Annotated in this window: 18 protein-coding genes; 9 read left to right on the forward strand and 9 right to left on the reverse strand. The window is 68.0% G+C overall.

What is annotated here, in order from left to right; genetic code table 11:
* Positions 1-65: 65 nt before the first annotated feature.
* From Q4F19_RS05715 to Q4F19_RS05730, 4 genes are all read right to left on the reverse strand, one after another.
* Entirely contained in the window at positions 66-1403 is a 1338-nt protein-coding gene (locus Q4F19_RS05715; RefSeq protein ID WP_303540611.1) for a glutamate--tRNA ligase, read from the reverse strand.
* Between the two features lies 1 nt (position 1404).
* The gene (locus Q4F19_RS05720; RefSeq protein ID WP_303540612.1) at positions 1405-2535 is read right to left on the reverse strand and encodes an acyltransferase family protein; all 1131 of its coding nucleotides are present in this window, start codon (positions 2533-2535) and stop codon (positions 1405-1407) included.
* A 77-nt stretch (positions 2536-2612) separates the two neighbouring features.
* The gene (locus Q4F19_RS05725) at positions 2613-3242 is read right to left on the reverse strand and encodes a LysE family translocator (RefSeq protein ID WP_303540613.1); all 630 of its coding nucleotides are present in this window, start codon (positions 3240-3242) and stop codon (positions 2613-2615) included.
* A gap of 12 nt (positions 3243-3254) precedes the next feature.
* On the reverse strand, positions 3255-3764 hold the full coding sequence (locus Q4F19_RS05730) for a DUF2306 domain-containing protein (protein ID WP_303540615.1): 510 nt from the start codon (positions 3762-3764) through the stop codon (positions 3255-3257).
* A 124-nt stretch (positions 3765-3888) separates the two neighbouring features.
* Between Q4F19_RS05730 and Q4F19_RS05735 the strand changes: the two genes are divergently transcribed.
* Entirely contained in the window at positions 3889-4662 is a 774-nt protein-coding gene (locus Q4F19_RS05735) for a LytTR family DNA-binding domain-containing protein (RefSeq protein ID WP_303540616.1), read from the forward strand.
* A gap of 60 nt (positions 4663-4722) precedes the next feature.
* Entirely contained in the window at positions 4723-5658 is a 936-nt protein-coding gene (locus Q4F19_RS05740) for a ribose-phosphate pyrophosphokinase (RefSeq protein ID WP_303540617.1), read from the forward strand.
* Positions 5659-5666: 8 nt separating this feature from the next.
* Here Q4F19_RS05740 and Q4F19_RS05745 read toward each other — a convergent pair whose 3' ends face one another.
* Positions 5667-6422 carry a PEPxxWA-CTERM sorting domain-containing protein gene (locus Q4F19_RS05745; RefSeq protein WP_303540619.1) on the reverse strand — a complete coding sequence of 252 codons (756 nt, stop codon included), beginning with the start codon at positions 6420-6422 and terminating at the stop codon, positions 5667-5669.
* A 121-nt stretch (positions 6423-6543) separates the two neighbouring features.
* Here Q4F19_RS05745 and hisN point away from each other — a divergent pair, with 121 nt between their 5' ends.
* Positions 6544-7311, forward strand: a complete 768-nt coding sequence (gene hisN / locus Q4F19_RS05750) for a histidinol-phosphatase (RefSeq protein ID WP_303540620.1) — start codon at positions 6544-6546, stop codon at positions 7309-7311.
* A gap of 9 nt (positions 7312-7320) precedes the next feature.
* On the opposite strand, the gene Q4F19_RS05755 is transcribed toward hisN, so the two are convergent.
* Positions 7321-9456: an AsmA family protein gene (locus tag Q4F19_RS05755; protein WP_303540621.1), complete on the reverse strand. Its 2136-nt coding sequence runs from the start codon at positions 9454-9456 to the stop codon at positions 7321-7323.
* Between the two features lie 153 nt (positions 9457-9609).
* Here Q4F19_RS05755 and rpmI point away from each other — a divergent pair, with 153 nt between their 5' ends.
* The 4 genes from rpmI (at position 9610) to pheT (ending at position 13776) form a co-directional block, all read left to right on the forward strand.
* The gene (gene rpmI / locus Q4F19_RS05760; RefSeq protein ID WP_303540623.1) at positions 9610-9813 is read left to right on the forward strand and encodes a 50S ribosomal protein L35; all 204 of its coding nucleotides are present in this window, start codon (positions 9610-9612) and stop codon (positions 9811-9813) included.
* A gap of 13 nt (positions 9814-9826) precedes the next feature.
* Positions 9827-10204 carry a 50S ribosomal protein L20 gene (gene rplT, locus Q4F19_RS05765; protein ID WP_303540625.1) on the forward strand — a complete coding sequence of 126 codons (378 nt, stop codon included), beginning with the start codon at positions 9827-9829 and terminating at the stop codon, positions 10202-10204.
* Between the two features lie 111 nt (positions 10205-10315).
* Positions 10316-11410, forward strand: coding sequence for a phenylalanine--tRNA ligase subunit alpha (gene pheS, locus Q4F19_RS05770; protein WP_303540627.1), 1095 nt, complete (start codon positions 10316-10318; stop codon positions 11408-11410).
* Entirely contained in the window at positions 11407-13776 is a 2370-nt protein-coding gene (gene pheT / locus Q4F19_RS05775; protein ID WP_303540628.1) for a phenylalanine--tRNA ligase subunit beta, read from the forward strand. Before pheS ends, pheT begins: the two co-directional genes overlap by 4 nt.
* A gap of 154 nt (positions 13777-13930) precedes the next feature.
* Here the strand turns inward: pheT and metW are convergent, their stop codons facing one another.
* From metW to metX, 3 genes are read right to left on the reverse strand one after another with little or no spacing between them, the layout of a single operon-like run.
* Positions 13931-14518 carry a methionine biosynthesis protein MetW gene (metW, locus tag Q4F19_RS05780; protein WP_303540630.1) on the reverse strand — a complete coding sequence of 196 codons (588 nt, stop codon included), beginning with the start codon at positions 14516-14518 and terminating at the stop codon, positions 13931-13933.
* On the reverse strand, positions 14515-14952 hold the full coding sequence (locus Q4F19_RS05785) for a GNAT family N-acetyltransferase (RefSeq protein WP_303540631.1): 438 nt from the start codon (positions 14950-14952) through the stop codon (positions 14515-14517). The genes metW and Q4F19_RS05785 overlap by 4 nt, the downstream gene beginning before the upstream one ends.
* A complete protein-coding gene (gene metX / locus Q4F19_RS05790) occupies positions 14949-16082 on the reverse strand; it encodes a homoserine O-acetyltransferase MetX (protein ID WP_303540633.1) in 1134 nt (377 codons plus the stop codon). Before metX ends, Q4F19_RS05785 begins: the two co-directional genes overlap by 4 nt.
* A 266-nt stretch (positions 16083-16348) precedes the next feature.
* Here metX and hisC point away from each other — a divergent pair, with 266 nt between their 5' ends.
* Together hisC and Q4F19_RS05800 are read left to right on the forward strand one after the other, a co-directional pair.
* Positions 16349-17452 (forward strand): histidinol-phosphate transaminase, encoded by a 1104-nt coding sequence (gene hisC, locus Q4F19_RS05795; RefSeq protein WP_303540635.1) that lies wholly within the window; start codon positions 16349-16351, stop codon positions 17450-17452.
* The gene (locus Q4F19_RS05800) at positions 17452-18360 is read left to right on the forward strand and encodes a prephenate/arogenate dehydrogenase family protein (RefSeq protein ID WP_303540637.1); all 909 of its coding nucleotides are present in this window, start codon (positions 17452-17454) and stop codon (positions 18358-18360) included. The genes hisC and Q4F19_RS05800 overlap by 1 nt, the downstream gene beginning before the upstream one ends.
* Positions 18361-18430: the final 70 nt, after the last annotated feature.

Below are 18430 nucleotides of genomic sequence, written 5' to 3' on the forward strand. Positions count from 1 at the left end.
AGCGCCCAGCTGAGCTCCCCCTCCACCAGCCGATGGCTGGTCCCCCTCCCCTTGCAGGGGAGGATCTACCGGCTCGCCGCCCTCAGCCGTTCGACAGCCAAAGCCTTGCCGATGAGCGGCAGAAGCGCCTTCATGTCCGGGCCGTGATCCTGCCCGGTCAGCGCCTGACGCAAAGGCAGGAACAGCGCCTTGCCCTTGCGCCCGCTGCCGGCCTTGAGCGCGCCGGTCAGCGCCGACCAGACGTCAACATCCCACTCCAGCGATGCGGCGACCTTTGCCGCCTCTGCCAGGAAATCACGATCCTCATCGCCGAACGCCGGCGCCTCGATCGCGCCCGACAGCACCGCCAGCCAGTCGCCCGCCTCGGCGACGGTCGAAAGGTTGGGCGCGATTGCCGCCCACTCCGCCGCCCCGATCCCCGCCGGCAGCCGGTCCGCCACCGCCGCGAACGGCATCAGGTGGATCGTCCGCGCATTGAGCCCGGCCAGCTCGTCGAGATCGAACCGCGCCGGCGCCCGCCCGAATCGCGCAAAGTCGATTCCCTCGATCAGAGCCGCCATGTCCGCCACCGGCTCGACCGGATCGCTCGTCCCGATCTTGGCCAGCAAGGCTGCCAGCGCCAGCGGCTCGATCCCGCTCTCGCGCAGCGCATCCGCCCCCAAAGCGCCCAGTCGCTTGGAAAGCTTGCCCTCGCTCCCCGTCAGCAAGGCCTCGTGCGCAAAGGTCGGCGGCGTCGCTCCAAGGGCTGCGAACATCTGCAGCTGCAGCCCGGTATTGGTGACATGGTCCTCGCCGCGCACAACGTGCGTCACGCCCATCTCGATATCGTCGATCACGCTCGGCAGCATGTAGAGCCAGCTGCCATCCTCGCGGCGGATCACCGGATCGGACTGCAGCTTCGGATCGATCCGTTGCTCGCCGCGGACCAGATCCTCCCACACGATCGGCGCGTCATGATCGAGCTTGAAGCGCCAGTGCGGCCGCAGCCCGTCCGCCTCCAGCGCCGCGCGCTCCGCATCGCCCAGCGCCAGCGCGGCGCGATCGTAGATCGGCGGCAGTCCGCGCCCGGCGAGGATCTTGCGCTTCAGGTCCAGCTCCTGCGCACTCTCATAGGCCGGATAGACGCGCCCCGCCGCGCGCAGCCTATCGAACTCGCGCCCGTAGAGCGCGAACCGATCCGACTGGCGCACCTCGTCATCGGGTACGAGCCCCAGCCAGGCGAGATCGGCGCGGATCGCTTCGGCATTTTCCTCGGTCGATCGTTCGGCATCGGTATCGTCGAGCCGCAGCAGGAAGCAGCCCGCATTCTTGCGCGCCCACAGCCAATTGTGGAGCGCGACGCGGATATTGCCGACGTGAAGGCGGCCCGTCGGCGACGGGGCGAAGCGGGTGGTGATGCTCATATCAGGCCGGCGTGCCGGAGGTGCGCGCCGTCTGGCTCGATGCGCCGGCGCCGAGCAGGCGGCGCAGCGTGTCGGTCGCGGGGCGCAGCAGTCGCGCGATCGGCGGCTCGATCTTCGCCGCGACGACCCAGGCGAGGGCGAGCATGAGGCCGAGCACGAGGATCGGCAGCAGAATCGCGGGCAATCCGGGCAGCGCCCCGCCGATCCGCGCGATCAGGCCCACGCCGATCGCGCTGTGCATCAGATAGAAAGGGTAGCTGACGAAGCCGAGCCACAGCACCCACTTCGCCTCCAGCGCGCGCTGGAGCAGCCCGACATGCTGGACGGCGGCGAACAGGATCAGCCCGGCGAAGAGCGCGGCGCGCGACGATTTTTCCATGCCGCCCGGTAGCACCGTCGTGCACGCCGAACACAGCCCGATCGCCACCGCCATCCAGAACAGCCCTTTGTCGCTGTGCACGCGTGCCTTGAGGAACAAGGCGCCGCTCGCGAACCAGCCGAAATTCTGCAGGCCCGCATGATAGAGCAATTTTATCGCCGGGGCCGCCCAGGCAAGGTGCAGCTGGATCGCGATCGGCGTGACGATCAGGCTGAACGCGTACAGCAGCAGCAGCCCGGCGATCGATCGCGCCCAGCCCAATGGGAAGAACATCAGCCCAATCACGACATAGAAGAGCGCCTCGACATAGAGCGACCAGAAGGCGCCATCCAGCGAGCGCGCCGGCAGCGCGAAATAGTGGAAATAGAAAGGGTTGGTCAGCGTCAGCCCCGGCAGCAGATCCACCGGCCGGGGATCGCCCCCCGGCATCGCATCGCCCATCGGCAGCCGGCACGCATAGATGACGAGCGAGGCGACGAGCATGCCGGGAAACAGCCGGACCCAGCGCCGCAGCGCGAAATCGACGAAGCCCGTGCAGCGCTCCAGCGTCAGGAAAATCACATAGCCCGAGATCAGGAAGAACAGGTTCACCCCCGCCCAGCCGTAACGGACCCCCGGCCACCATTCGAACGCCCGGTCATAGGGCAGGTGCATGTGATAGATCGGCCCCAGATAATGCCAGGCGGCCGTCATCAGGATCGCGATGCCCCTCAGGCCATCGAGATAGCCGATCCGCTCCTGTCCCTTGTGCATTCCGCCCCGTCGCCCTCGCAGGCCGCGGCCTTACCAGCGCGCCTGCCTGCTTGCCACCCGCCGCATGATCGTCCGGATCAGGCCGGCCTCGCCTTGAACAGGGCCAGGCCGAAGCCGACGAAGATCAGCCCCGTCAGCCGGTTGAACCCCCGCTTGATCGCCGGACAGCTCAGATACCGGGACAGCGAACGCCCGCCGAAGGCATAGACCGCATACCAGAAGCTCTCGACGACCGCGAAGGTCGCGACCAGGATCGCGAATTGCGGGACCTGCGGCGCGGCCGGCGTGACGAACTGGGGCAGGAAGGCCGCCGCGAACAGGATCAGCTTGGGATTGCTGATTCCGATCGCGAATCCGCCCCGGAAGATGGCCGCCGCCGATACGCTCGGCCGAAGCGGTGCGCTCTCGACATCCAGCGGCGCGACCTCGCTGCGCCACGCCTTGATGCCGAGGAAGATCAGATAGGCCATGCCCGCGTAGCGTAGCACCGTGAACGCGCCGGGCACGGCCAGCAGCAACGTCGCCAGCCCCGCCGCCGATGCCGCGAGCACGGTCACGACCGCCGTCAGGCACCCGGCCATCGCCGCGACGCTGCGCTTCATCCCCATCTCGACGCTGCGCGACAGGATGTGGAGCATGTTCGGGCCGGGCGTCCCCGACAGCAACACGACCGCGACCACGAACAGCCACCACGTATGGAGCGTCATCCCGATCCCCCTTCACCCGAACAGCCACAGCCCCAGCATAAGCCCCGGCAGGAAGGCGAACAGTCCCGCCAGCACGGTGCTGCCATAGACGATCGTCATGCCGCGAACATGCCCCGCGATCCGGCCCCGGCGCGCGGACCGGATCGCGCGCGGCACGCCGATCACGACCATCAACGACAATATATGGATAGGTCCCAGATGTCCGAGCATGCCGGTCAGCCCGAAGCTGGTCAGCGCCGCGAGCATCATCAGCACCGCCCACAGCCTGCCGAGCCGCTTGTGCAGCCGATCGCCCTTGCGCCGCAGCAGCACCCACGCGCCGAGCGGGATGGCGGGGATCGCCGTGGCGAGATGGAGCGGCAGCCAGAGCGTCGCGATATCCGTTGTCGGCGACCCGAGCGCGAAATGGCGGGCGGCGGCCGATATCAGCAGCAGGCTGACAAGCCCGGCGCCGAGCGCGATGAGCCGGCGCGGCGTGGTCGGGATCGTGGGGTAAGGCATCGGTGCGACGAGGCTGGTCATGACGGGGCTCCTTGATCGCCCCGTCCTGATCGATCCCGCCTCGTCCTCAACCGCGTCTGCGTCGATCGGGCTTCGCCCTTCGCGGGCCAGGCAGATGTACAATTCGCGAAGCGCCGATGGTACGATGTCTGAGATGGCGAGCGTGCGCGACATTTCTGCCGAACTGCTGGTCATGGCCGGGCTGGGGCTCGTTCTCGGCCTGCTCGGCCCGTTCGGGACCTTCGCGATGCCCGTCGCCGCGCGCGTTGGCATGTGGCTGGTGATGGCGATCGGCGGCTATGCCTGCTTCCGCCCCGTGATCGGCGCGGGCCGGTCGCTCGCGGAGCAGGCGCATCTGCCGCTGGCGCTCGCCATCGCTCTGGCCTGCATCGTCGCGGCGGTCCCAGTGACGCTGATGGTCGCCGTTCTGTTCGGTCAGGGCCTGGAGCCTGCCGCGCTCACGGAAAGCTACCCGTACGTCCTGCTCGTCGGGGGGCTGGCGACCGCGATCCAGTTCCTCCTCTTCGCCCGCACGCCTGCACCCGCCTCGTACGCCCCGCCCATCTCCCTCGCGGCGCCTACCGAACCTGCTCCGCTCCCCGCCGCGCCGCCCGCCTTCCTCGATCGCCTCCCGCCCCATCTCTGCCGCGACCTGCTCTGCCTGGAGATGGAGGACCATTATGTCCGCGCGCACACCACGCTCGGCTCGACGCTCATCCTGATGCGGATGCGCGACGCGGTGACCGAGGTTGGCGGGGTCGAGGGCGAGCGCGTCCACCGCAGCTGGTGGGTCGCGCGCACGGCCGTCGCGGCGACGCTGCGGCGCGAGCGCGCGACGCTGCTGACCCTCTCCAACGGGCTCGAAGTTCCCGTCGCGCGCGACAGCGTCGCGCTCCTCCGATCGCGCGGCTGGCTGTAACGAGATTGCCAAACGGCGCCTCGCGACTATGAGCGGCCGCAAGTTTCAGGGGCACGCGGCATGAAGTTGATGACCGGCAACGCGAACCGGCCGCTTGCGCGGGCGATCGCCGACTATCTCGAAAACCCGCTGACCGAAGCCTCGGTCCGTCGCTTCGCCGACGAGGAGGTGTTCGTCGAGATCCACGAGAATGTCCGCGGCGAGGACGTGTTCGTGATCCAGTCGACCGGCTATCCGGCCAACGACAATCTCATGGAATTGCTGATCTGCATCGATGCGCTGCGCCGCGCCTCGGCCCGCCGCATCACCGCCGTCGTCCCCTATTTCGGCTATGCCCGCCAGGATCGGAAGCCCGGCCCCCGCACGCCGATTTCGGCCAAGCTCGTCGCCAATCTGATCACCGCCGCCGGCGCCAACCGCGTCCTCTCGGTCGATCTCCACGCCGGCCAGATTCAGGGCTTCTTCGATATCCCGACCGACAATCTCTATGCCGCGCCGGTCATGTCCGAGGATATCAAGGCGCGCTTCGGCGACCGGAACCTGATGGTCGTCTCGCCCGACGTCGGCGGCGTCGTCCGCGCCCGCGCGCTCGCCAAGCGCCTCAACAATGCGCCCCTGGCGATCGTCGACAAGCGCCGCGAGCGCGCCGGCGAGAGCGAGGTCATGAACATCATCGGCGACGTCTCGGGCCGCTTCTGCGTCCTGATCGACGACATCGTCGATTCGGCGGGCACGCTCTGCAACGCCGCCGCCGCGCTGCGCGATGCGGGCGCGGAGGATGTCGTCGCTTATGTCAGCCACGGCGTCCTGTCGGGCGGCGCGGTCGCGCGGGTCGAGGGATCGGCGCTGCGCGAACTCGTCATCACCGATACGATCGCGCCCAACGAGGCGGTCGCCGGCGCGAAGAAGATCCGCGTCAACTCGATCGCGCCCCTGCTCGCCGAGGCGATCCGTCGCATCGCCGATGAAAGCTCTGTCTCCTCGCTCTTCGACTGAGCGCGGCGTCAGCCGCGGGCGCGGCCCATCGCCGTCGCGCGTCGGCGACGCAAGCCATGTCCGATCAGCCCGAATCCGGCGACCATCATCCCCCATGTTGCCGGCTCCGGCACCGCGGCGCTGTCCTCGAAGGCCATGATCACGCCTCCGTCCACCCGGCTCGCATAGAGGCCGGTTCCCCCCGTCACCTTCGAGGGACCGGCATATTCCAGCCCGGCCGTGCCGGCCGTGATCGCATTGGCGGTCACGATATCGGCGGTCCGATAGCCGCCTTCCGAGACGGTGTTCGACAGCCGCATGCCGCTGCCCAGCGCCGCCAGCGCATCGTTCACATAGTTGTTGAGCGTCGAAAGGCTGCCATTCTCGCCGGTGATCAGGATCGTGCCGCCGCGGGCCAGATAGCGGCTCATCGCGCCAATCTCCGCAGTGGTGAAGGCATTGTACGGGGCGAAGGCGAGATACAGGCTCTTTCCGGCCAGATCGGCGTCCGTCACTTCGGCGAACGTGCCGATCGAGGCCGCGGAATAGCCGATCATGTTCCAGTAGCCGGCGGTTTGCGCGCCGACATAGCCGATGTCGGTCCAGCTGCTGTTCTGGACAAGGATCGGCGACGATCCCGCGATATTCTTCAGGAACTGCAGATTGGCCGGATTGTCAGCGATGCTGCTGAAGATGTTGCTGTCGCCGGAAACGATCAGCGTGGCTTGCGCGCTGCCCGTGAAGAACAAAGCCGTCGCACATAATAAAGGCAGGGAAAGCCGCATATCGTCATCTCCGATATGTTCTCCTGTGAGGATGGTGTGCCAGCGGAACGGCGGAGTCAAATATGGGATGGCGGCAGGCCGGGGATGTTCCCCGCACGCGCGTGGCGCTACGCCCCGCTGCATGACCGATGCCGACATCCTTTTGATCGAGCGCCTGGCCGATGCCGCCGGCGCGGCGATCCGCCCCTTCTTCCGCGCGCGCTTCACGGTCGAGACCAAGCCCGACGATTCGCCCGTCACCCAGGCCGATCGCGCCGCCGAGGCGGCGATCCGCGCCATTCTGGAGATAGAGCGGCCCGACGACGGCATCATCGGCGAGGAATATGGCACGGTGCGCGAGGACGCCGCGCGCCAGTGGGTGATCGATCCGATCGACGGCACGCGCGCCTTCCTCGCCGGGCGTCCGTTGTTCGGCACGCTCATCGCCCTGCTGGAGGAGGACCGCCCGATCCTCGGCCTGATCGACCAGCCGATCGCGCGCGAGCGCTGGCTGGGTGCGGCAGGGCGCCCGACTTTGTTCAACGGCGCACCCGCGGCCACGCGCACCTGCACGACGCTCGCCAGGGCGCATCTCGGCACGACCGCCCCCAACCTCTTCCCCGCCGCCGATCAGCCCGGCTTCGATTCGCTGCGCGGCCAGGTGCGCGACACGATCTGGGGCGGCGATTGCTACAATTACGGGCTCGTCGCATCGGGCCATCTCGATCTCGTCGTCGAGGCCGGGCTCAAGCTCTATGATTTCGCGGCCCTGGTTCCGGTCGTCGAGGGCGCGGGCGGACGGATGACCGACTGGGCCGGCGAGCCGCTCGGCCGCGCCAGCGACGGGCGGGTCATCGCCGCGGGCGACGCGGCGCTGATCGAGGCCGCGATCGCCGCACTGACGATCTAGGCACCCCGATCACAGCTTCAGCTTGATCGGCTTCTTGCTCTTCTCGGCCTGAACGTCCGCGCTCTTGCCGCCGCCGATATCCTTGCGCGCCTTGCCCTTGTCGGTCCGCTGGGCGGAGGCGGTGGCACCCGCCAGCACCGGGCCGCACGCCGCATTCTTGGCATCGCCCGGATCGACGAAGGCAAGCATCGCGCCCACCGGCCCCGCCGCGACGCCCAGCGCCACGCCGACCCCGCCGCGCAGCAGCAGCTCGGGCGTCACGATCTGGATCGCCGGCGCCGCGAAATGGCCGCCGATGCCGACGGGCGACTGGCCCGAGAACAGGCTGAACTTCTTCGCGTCGGCGCGGAAGGCGAGGCTCATCGATTCGTCGCGGAAGCTGAAGCCGCCCTTGGCGGTCATCACGTTCTTGCTCGTGTCGATCAGCACCGGATCGGCGGCGGCGATGCCGTCGCGCACGGTGAAGCCGATCAGCCCGCAATTGATCTGCACCGGCTCCTTCAATTTCTTCTCGAACATCTTCTGGACGAAGGTGCCGATGTCGAATTCGGAGAGCTGGGTGTAGCTCGTCCAGAAGGTGCCGCGCGGCAGGATCACGGCGATGCGGCCGTTCGACGTCGCGAGCGACTGGCGCACCGTATCGCCGGTCCCGCTCATCTTGACGCGCGCCTTGATCGTGCCCGTCGTGCCGCCATTGTCGACGCCGAACTTGGCGAGCAATTTGCCCATCGGCGTCGGCGACATGCGGATGTCGTAATCGGTGAACACCGCCGGCTTGCGCGCGTCGATCGCGATGTCGCTGTCGACGTGGCCGCCGGCCATGTCGAAATTGAGCGGCGAGAGCTTCAGCAGCGAGCGATCGAGATCGAGCCCCAGCACGATGTTCGAGATCGGCACGAACGGCTGCTTGATGTCCGCCACCTTGTAGGTGACCTTGGCATCGAACGCCTTGATCGCGTCCACGCGCAGCGGCGCATCGGGCAGGATCCGCGGATAGGCGCCGCGCGGGCCCTGCGTGGTCGCCGCCGCGGTCGCGCCCTGCGTCGCCAGCGCGTTCGGATTATAGCCGATGAACGGCCCGATATCGATCATGTCGACGCGCTTCGAGGCGAGGTCGGCGGCGAGGAACAGCCGCTCGTCCGTCCCGCTGCGCGGTACGGTCACGGTCATCGCGCCGCCGATGTCGCTATTGCCGTAGCTGCCGGCGATCTTCGTGAACTTGTAGTCCTGGCCTTCCTTGGTCAGGTGCGAGCGCAGCGAGTAAGCGCGCGTATCGGGCACGGCAATGCCCGCCAGATCGAACAGGTTGCGGATATTCTGGCCGCGCACGCGCACCGAAAGGTCGGCGCCCTCGATGACCGTCGCGCCCGGCAGCGTGCCCGACACGTCGAGGCTCGTCTTGGCGGCACGCGCATGCAATTCGAACTGGTTGCGCCCGCCCGCGAGCACTTCGTTGGGCGAGGTCTGGCTGCCGTTGAGCGTGAACGGAATGCCGCGCGCGGTGCCTTCGCCGTCGAAGCGGATGTTGCTCGCGAACTTGCTGTTCTGGGCGTCGATCGCCGCGAATCGGACGTCTGCGAAGATCCGCATCGCCGCATCGTCATAATGGACGCCGGTCCCCGCGACCGAGGCGCGGCGGATCAGCGGCATCTGGAAGGGCGTGTCGCCCGCGAAGGTCCAGCTATTCTTCTTGTGCGCCTTGTCCCATTCCAGGTCGATCGCGCCATTTTCGAGATTGAGCCACTCGATCTGCTTCTTGCCGAAGATCAGCGGCAGCGTCTCGATCCGCGTGTCGATCAGCTTGGACGAGAACAGGTTCGGCTTCTTCGCCCATTCGGGATTCGAGACGGTCATCCCCTCGGCGAGGAATTTCATGTCGATGGGATCGAAATAGAAATTGAAGTCGCCCGCGACACGGATGTCGCGCTCCATATATTTGCTCGCGACCTTCTCGAACGTGTGCTTGAGAAAGCGGCCCTTGGTGACGAACAGCACCAGCCAGGCGAGGAACAGCAGCCCGAAGAGGGTCGCCAGGACCGACACGACCGAGGCGATCGCGGTCTTGACCGGGTCGCGGCGGACGGGCGCGGGGTGAACGATGCGCGGATCGTCCCCGATGGACGGATGGCTGGCAATATCGGTCATTCCGGCTCCAACATCCGGAACCGGCCCCGGTTCCGGTTGCGAATCTCGGACGGCTCACCTATAGGCGCCGGCTTCCAAGCGATTATCGCGAGAACTGCCCGGCCAGTGTGGGCTGCCGTGGCCGTTCCTGATCGCCTCGACAAGGAGACGAAAATGCCCAAGCTGAAGACGAAGAGCGGCGTCAAGAAACGCTTCAAGCTCACCGCCACCGGTCTGCTGAAGCACGGTGTCGCCGGCAAGCGCCACCGGCTGATGAGCCACAACGCAAAGTATATTCGCCAGAACCGCGGTACCTCCGTGCTCGCCCATGCCGATACGGCAGCGGTGAAGCGCTGGGCGCCCTACGGCCTCAAGTAAGGAGTAGCGGGATATGGCACGCGTCAAGCGCGGCGTAACAACGCACGCAAAGCACAAGCGCATCCTCGAGGATGCAAAGGGCTATTACGGCCGTCGTAAGAACACGATCCGCATCGCCCGCCAGGCGGTGGAGAAAGCGGGGCAGTACGCTTACCGCGATCGTAAGGTGAAGAAGCGCACGTTCCGGGGCCTCTGGATCCAGCGCATCAACGCCGCGGTCCGCGTCGAGGGCCTCACCTATGGCGTGTTCATGCACGGCCTGAAGCTGGCAGGCGTCGATCTTGATCGGAAGATCCTTGCGGATCTGGCGATGAACGATGCCGGCACGTTTAGCGCCATCATCGCGCAGGCCAAGGCGGCTCTGCCGGAAGGAGCGCGGGTCGCGGCGTAAGCCTGCAACCTGAGCCTTCCAGAAGGGCGCGGCGGCCGAAAGGCTCCCGCGCCCTTTTCTTTTGTCACCCCCGTCGCCTAAGGCACGCGCGAACAGGGCCAGCACATCCTCATGACCGATACCGAGACCCAGCAGGCCGAGCTCGTCGGCGCCATCGCCGCCGCGCCCGACGCCGAATCGCTCGAGGCGATCCGCATTTCGGCGCTCGGCAAATCGGGCTCGATCACCGCGCTCCTGAAGACGCTCGGGGCGATGTCGCCCGAGGAGCGGCAGGAAAAGGCGCCTGCGATCCAAAGCCTGCGCACCGCCGTCGCCGATGCGATCGCGGCGCGGAAGGCCGCGCTGGACGGCGCCGCGCTCGATGCGCGCCTGGCCTCCGAGCGGCTCGACATGACGCTCCCCGTCGCCGCCACCCCGCAAGGCTCGATCCACCCGGTCAGCCAGGTGATGGACGAGCTCGCCGAGATCTTCGCCGATCTCGGCTTCGCGGTCGCCACCGGTCCCGAGATCGAGGACGACTGGCACAATTTCACCGCGCTCAACATTCCCGAGACGCATCCGGCGCGCGCGATGCACGACACCTTCTATTTCCCCGACGTCGATGCCGAGGATCGGAAGATGTTGCTTCGCACGCACACCTCGCCCGTCCAGATCCGGGCGATGACGCAGACGCCGCCGCCGATCCGCATCATCGCGCCGGGCCGCGTCTATCGCTCGGACAGCGATGCCACGCACACGCCGATGTTCCACCAGGTCGAGGGCCTCGTCATCGATCGCGGCATCCATCTGGGGCATCTGCGCTGGACGCTGGAGACCTTTCTCAAGGCCTTCTTCGAGCGCGACGACATCGTCCTGCGCCTGCGCCCGTCCTACTTCCCGTTCACTGAACCGTCCGTGGAGGTCGATGTCGGCTATTCGGTCGAGAAGGGCCGCCGCGTGATCGGCGGCGATCCGACCGGTCCCAATGGCGGCTGGATGGAGGTGCTCGGCTCGGGCATGGTCCATTCCAAGGTCATCACCGCGGTCGGGCTCGACCCGGCCGAGTGGCAGGGCTTCGCCTTCGGCTGCGGCATCGATCGCCTCGCCATGCTCAAATACGGGATGGACGATCTGCGCCCGTTCTTCGACGGCGATCTGCGCTGGCTGCGCCATTACGGGTTCCGCGCGCTCGACATTCCCACGCTCAGCGCGGGAGTCGGCGCATGAAGGTCTCGCTCTCCTGGCTGAAGGATCATCTCGAGACCGAGGCGAGCCTCGATCAGATCGTCGACGCGCTGACCCGCATCGGCCTCGAGGTCGAGGGCGTCGAGGATCCGTCGGCCAAGCTTGGCGGCTTCCGGATCGCGCGCATCCTCACCGCCGCCCCGCACCCGCAGGCCGACAAGCTCCAGGTGCTCACGGTCGATTCGGGCGACGGGACTCCGCTGCAGGTCGTCTGCGGCGCGCCCAATGCGCGCGCGGGCCTCGTCGGCATCTTCGGCCAGCCGGGTGCGATCGTGCCCTCCAACGGCATGGAGCTGCGCGTCGCCGCGATCCGCGGCGTCGAATCGAACGGCATGATGTGCTCCTTGCGCGAGCTGGAGCTGGGCGAAAGCCACGACGGCATCGTCGAGCTGCCCGCGGACGCGCCGATCGGCACGCTCTATGCCGAACATGCCGGCCTTGCCGATCCGGTCGTCGATGTCGCGATCACGCCCAATCGCCAGGATTGCATGGGCGTGCGCGGCATCGCCCGCGATCTGGCCGCCGCGGGCCTGGGCAAGCTCAAGCCGCTCGACGTGCCGGCGATCAAGGCCAAGACGCCCGCACCGCTGGGGATCGCCACGCTCGATCCCGAAGGCTGCCCGGCCTTCTTCGCGCGCGCCGTGCTCGGCGTCACCAATGGCGCCTCGCCCGATTGGATGCAGCGCCGCCTGCTGAGCGTCGGCCAGCGCCCGATCTCGGCGCTCGTCGACATCACCAATTATGTAATGTTCGATCTCGGCCGCCCGCTCCACGTCTACGATCTCGCCAAGCTGACCGGTGGCCTCGTCGCGCGCAAGGCGACGGCCGGCGAGAGCGTGCTCGCGCTCAACGGCAAGAGCTACACGCTCGACGAGACGATGACCGTCATCGCCGATGACGTGCACGTCCACGATATCGGCGGCATCATGGGCGGCGAGCATTCGGGCGCGTCCGAGGCGACGACCGACGTGCTCATCGAATGCGCCTATTTCACGCCCGAGGCGATCGCGCGCACCGGCGGCAAGCTGGGGCTCACCAGCGACGCACGCGCGCGGTTCGAGCGCGGCGTCGATCCCGCCTTCCTCGCCGACGGCCTCGCCATCGCCACGCGCCTCGTCACCGAAATCTGCGGCGGCAAGCCGACGCAGGCGATCGAGGCGGGCGAACCCCCGCTCGGCCGCCATACCTTCCGCTACGATCCCGCCGCCACGCAGCGTATCGCCGGGATCGAGGTCCCCGCCGATCGCCAGCGCGCGATCCTGCAGAGCTTGGGCTTCGGCATCGACGGCTCCTGGACGCTCAGCGTGCCGAGCTGGCGCCGCGACGTCGACGGCGTCGCCGACATCGTCGAGGAGATCGTCCGCATCGAAGGCCTCGACAGCGTGCCCTCCGTCGCGCTCCCCCGCGCCGACGGCGTCGCCCGCCCGACCGCGACGCCCGAGCAGAAGCTGGAGCGCGCGATGCGCCGTGCGGCCGCCGCGCGCGGTCTCGACGAGGCGATCACCTGGAGCTTCCTGTCCGAAGCCGACGCCGATGCTTTCGGCGGCGCCGCCTGGACGCTGGCGAATCCGATCAGCGCCGACATGAAGGCGATGCGGCCGTCGATGCTCCCCGGCCTCGCCGCCGCCGCGCGCCGCAACCGCGCACGCGGCGCCTCCAGCGTCCGCCTGTTCGAGATCGGCCGCCGCTATCTGAAGGACGGCGAGCGCCCAACTCTGGGCCTCCTCCTCGTCGGCGATCGCGCCGCGCGCGATTGGCGCTCGGGCAAGGCGACCGGCTTCGACGCGCTCGATGCCAAGGCCGAGGTCGTCGCTTTGCTCACCGCCGCCGGCGCGCCCGCCGATCGCCTGCAGGTGATGGAGGCGACCGCCCCCATCTGGCATCCCGGCCGCTCGGCCTCGCTCCGTCTGGGTCCGAAGACGATTCTCGCCGAGTTGGGCGAGCTGCATCCGTCCCTCCTCAAGACGCTCGACCTCGACGGGCCGGCGGTGGCCGCCGAAATCTATCTCGACGCGATCCCGGCGCGCCGCGAGAGCGGCCGCATGCGCCCGGCCTTCGCCCCGCCTGCGCTCCAGGCCGTCACCCGCGACTTCGCCTTCGTCGCCCCCCGCACCCTCCCCGCCGACAGCCTGCTCCGCGCGATCCGCGGCGCGGACAAGGCGGCGATCGTCGATGTCGCCCTGTTCGACATCTTCGGAGGCGCAGGGCTGGCCGAGGACGAAGCGTCGCTGGCGGTGGCGGTCACGCTCCAGCCGGGCGAGAAGAGCTTCACCGATGCGGAGCTGCAGGCGATCTCGGCGAAGATCGTCGCGGCGGCTGCGAAGGCCGGCGCGAAGCTGCGGGGCTAGCACCCCGACCGCTCATCCCCACCGCTCATCCTGAGGAGGGACTGAGCGAAGTCGAAGGCCCGTCTCGAAGGACCCGCACCGTCCCATCCGTCCTTCGAGACGCATTTCGACAAGCTCAATGGCTCCTCAGGATGAGCGGTGTTGGCTTAAAAGCCTATTTCCGCAGCAGAAACACCGCGTGTTCGGCGCGCAGGTTCGCCGCCCCGCCGGTGACGCTGCGCGCCCCCGACAGGAACCACTCCCCCTCCACGATCACGCCCCGCTCGGCGATGAAGGCGCGGAAGTCGTCGATCGTCAGCTGGTGGATATTCTCGGTCTCGTACCAGCTCACCGGCAGCGCCGGCGTCACCGGCATCCGCCCGCCGAACAGGAACGAGGCCCGCACCCGCCAGTAGCCGAAATTCGGGAACGAGACGAACACGCGCGCCCCGATCCGCAGCAGCTCCGACAGCACTCGATCGGGCGAGCGCGCGGTCTGCAGCGTCTGGCTCAGGATCGCATAATCGAACGCCTTGTCGGGATAATAAGCGAGGTCGGTCTCGACATCGCCCTGCACCACCGACAGCCCGCGCGCGACCGCGGACGAGACGTTGCGCGCATCCAGCTCCACCCCGCGCACGTCCGCCCCGCGCAGATCGCGCAGGCTCGCCATCAGCTCGCCGTCCCCGCAGCCGATGTCGAGCACGCGCGAGCCCTGATCGACATGGTCGGCGATGATCGCGAGATCGGGACGCAGGCTCATGCCGAATTTTTGAGGGTATTCAGGAAAGCGGGATCGATCCGCTCCATGTAGAAATCCGGCCGGATCGGCGCATGATAGCCGAGCTTGGCATAGACGCCGTGCGCGTCACGCGTCGACAGCGCCAGCCGCCGGATCCCCTGGAAATCGGGATGGTCGAGAAACCACTGGACCATCGCCCGTCCGAGACCCTGCCCCCGCCCGGCTTCGTCGACCCACACATCGGCCAGCCACGCGAAGGTCGCATGATCGGTGATCATCCGCGCGAAGCCGACTTGCCGGCCGTCCCGATAGGCGCCGACGCAGTGCGATCCGGCGATCGCCTTCTCCACCCGCTCACGCGCGATTCCCGGCGACCAGTAGCTCGACGCGAGCCAGCCATGGATCCGCCCGATATCCAGCCGGTCCTTGTCGTCGCTGATCTCGATGTCGCTCATGCCGCCGCCCGCAAGAAGCCGTCGACGACGCGGAACAGCTCCGGCACGTCGAGCAGGAAACTGTCATGCCCGAACGGCGCCGACAGCTCGACGAAGCTCGCCGCCGCGCCCGAGGCATTGAGCGCATGGACGATCGCACGCGATTCGGCGGTCGGATACAGCCAGTCGCTGTCGAAGCTGACGAGGCAGAAGCGCGTCTTCGAACCGCGGAACGCATCGGCGAGCCGCCCGCCATGCTCCTCGGCGAGATCGAAATAGTCCATCGCGCGCGTGATGTAGAGATAGGAGTTGGCGTCGAAGCGATCGACGAAGCTCAGCCCTTGGTGGCGCAGATAGCTCTCCACCTGGAAATCCGCGTCGAAGCCGAACGTCTTGCTCTCGCGCGCCTGCAGCCGCCGCCCGAACTTGTCGGTCAGCCCGGCTTCCGAGAGATAGGTGATGTGCGCCGCCATCCGCGCGACCGCGAGCCCTGCCGACGGCCCTTCCTTGCTCTCGTAATATTGGCCGCCGCGCCAGTTGGGATCGGCCATCACCGCCTGCCGGCCCACTTCGTGGAAGGCGATATTCTGCGCCGAATGCCGCGCCGCGCTGGCGATCACGACCGCCGAGCGGACGCGCGCCGGGTAGGTCGCTGCCCATTCCAGCACCTGCATCCCCCCCATCGATCCGCCGACGACGGCGGCGAGGTTCCAGATGCCGAGATGATCGAGCAGCAGCGCCTGCGCGCGCACCATGTCGCGCAGCGTGATGACCGGGAAGCGCATCGCGAAGGGCACGCCCGTCGCCGGATCGATCGAGGCCGGCCCCGACGTGCCCATGCAGGAGCCCAGCACGTTGGCGCAGACGATGAAGTGCCGCGCCGGATCGATCGGCTTGCCTTCGCCCACCATCCGCGTCCACCAGCCCGGCTTGCCCGTGCGCGGATGCGCCGAGGCGACATGCTGGTCGCCGGTCAGCGCATGGCAGATCAGGACCGCGTTCGCGCCGTCCGCATCGAGCGTGCCATAGGTCTCGTAGGCGATCTCGATCTGCGACAGGCTGGCGCCGCCGTCCAGCGTCAGCGGGCCGGGCAGCGTCACGCGCCGGTTGAGGCCGAAGCGTCGATCGTCGAGGGCAGGCGCCGCGAGCATCGGGCGCGGCTAGGTCGGAGGCTCTTTGCTGTCAACAAAGGCGGCGGGTTGGGTTTTCGGCCGGCCTGCTCTAAGGCGCTGCCTCCTTACCGCCATTCCTCCTCCGCTCATCCTGAGGAGCCATTGAGCGAAGTCGAAATGGCTCTCGAAGCCCGTCCTGAGCGACTGCCTTGGCAGGCAGTCGAAGGGGATCCTTCGAGACGGGCCTTCGCCTGAAGCTCAGTCCCTCCTCAGGATGAGCGGTGGGCAAGAAACGAAGCCTGCTTATGAACGCCCCCACGCCCAAGCCCTGGATCGCCGCGATCGCACCCTATGTGCCCGGCCGCGCGACGACCGACGATGGCCGCAAGGTGACCAAGCTCTCGTCCAACGAGAATCCGCTCGGCACGAGCCCGCTTGCGCGCGCCGCCTTCGCGGACGCCGCCTCCGCGCTCGAAATCTACCCAGACGGCGCCGCGGTCGCGCTGCGCGAGGCGATCGGCGCGCATTACGGGCTGGAGTCCGAGCGCATCGTCCACGGCACCGGATCGGACGAGGTGCTTCACCTCGCCACCGGCGCCTTCGCCGGGCTTGGTGACGAGGTCCTCTACGTCCGCTACGGTTTCTCCGTCTATCCGATCGCCGCGCGCCGCGTCGGCGCGGTGCCGGTCGAGGCGCCCGACAGGGATTATGCGACCGATGTCGATGCGCTGCTCGCCGCCGTCACCGAGCGGACGCGCGTCGTGTTCGTCGCCAATCCGAACAACCCGACCGGCACTTACACGTCGCGCGCCGAGCTCGCCCGGCTGCATGCGGGGCTCCCGGCCGATTGCCTGCTCGTCGTCGACCAGGCCTATACCGAATATCTCGATGCCGAGGACGAGGATGGCGGCCTCGAACTGGCGCGCACCCAGCCCAATGTCATCGTCACGCGCACCTTCTCGAAGATTTTCGGGCTGGCGGCGGGCCGCATCGGCTGGGGCTATGGCCCGGCGCCGGTGATCGAGGCAATGCAGCGCATCCGCGCACCGTTCAACGTCGCCACCGCCGGACTAGATGCGGCGATCGCGGCGCTCGGCGACAGGGATTTCCTGACCGCGAGCAAGGCGCACAATGATCGCTGGCGCAGCTGGTTCGCCGACCAGATTGCCAGCCTCGGCAATGCCGGCGTCCGCGCCGTGCCGAGCAAGGCGAATTTCATGCTTGTCCTGTTCGAAGGCCCGCTCTCGGCCGAGACCGCCTACAACGGGCTGATGGCGCGCGGGCTCGCGACGCGCTGGCTGCCCGGACAGGGTCTCCCGAACGCGCTGCGCATCACGATCGGCGAGGAAGCGGCGATGCGCGCGGTCGTCGCCGGCCTGCGCGAAATGATCGACGAGGTCGGCGCCTGATGCTGCCCTTCGCGCGCGTCACGATCCTCGGGCTCGGGCTAATCGGTTCGTCGATCGCGCGCGGCATCCGCGCGACGATGCCGACGGTGCGCGTCACGGGCTATGATGCCGATCCCGCCGTCCGCGCCCGCGCCCGCGCGATCGATCTGTGCGACGATATCGCCGACACCGCCGGCACCGCCGCGATCGATGCCGATCTCGTCATGCTCTGCGTCCCCGTCGGCGCGATGGGCGCCGCCGCCCAGTCGATCGCCGAGGATGTGCCCGCAGAGGCGATCGTCAGCGATGTCGGCGGCGCCAAGGTCTCGGTCGCCACCGCGATCCGCCAGGCGCTGCCGAACAATATCGTCGTCCCCGGCCACCCGGTCGCCGGCACCGAGCATTCGGGCCCCGATTCGGGCTTCGCGACGCTCTTCAAGGGCCGCTGGTGCATCCTGACGCCCGAGGGCGACACCAATCCGACCGCGGTCATGCGCATCTCCACTTTCTGGGAGTCTTTGGGCGCGCAGGTCGAGATCATGGACGCGCGCCACCACGATCTCGTCCTCGCCGTGACCAGCCACGTGCCGCACCTGATCGCTTACTCGATCGTCGGCACCGCGTCCGATCTGGAAGAAGTCACGCAGAGCGAGGTGATCAAATATTCGGCCGGCGGCTTCCGCGATTTCACGCGCATCGCCGCCTCCGATCCGGTGATGTGGCGCGACGTGTTCCTCAACAATCGCGAAGCTGTGCTGGAAATCCTCCAGCGCCTGACCGAGGACGTGACGATGCTCCAGCGCGCGATCCGCTGGGGCGACGGCGATGCCCTGTTCGATCTGTTCACGAAGACCCGCGCGATCCGCCGCTCGATCATCGAGCAGGGTCAGGACGATGCCCGCCCCGATTTCGGCCGCGCGCATGAGTGATTTCCACCCCTCCAACCCCGTTCGGTTCGAGCAGCTTCGAGCGAAGTCGAGAAGCGTCCGTCGAGAACTG

The sequence above is a fragment of the Sphingomonas natans genome, from assembly GCF_030546695.1.
GTDB classification, from domain to species: Bacteria; Pseudomonadota; Alphaproteobacteria; order Sphingomonadales; family Sphingomonadaceae; genus Sphingomonas_I; species Sphingomonas_I natans.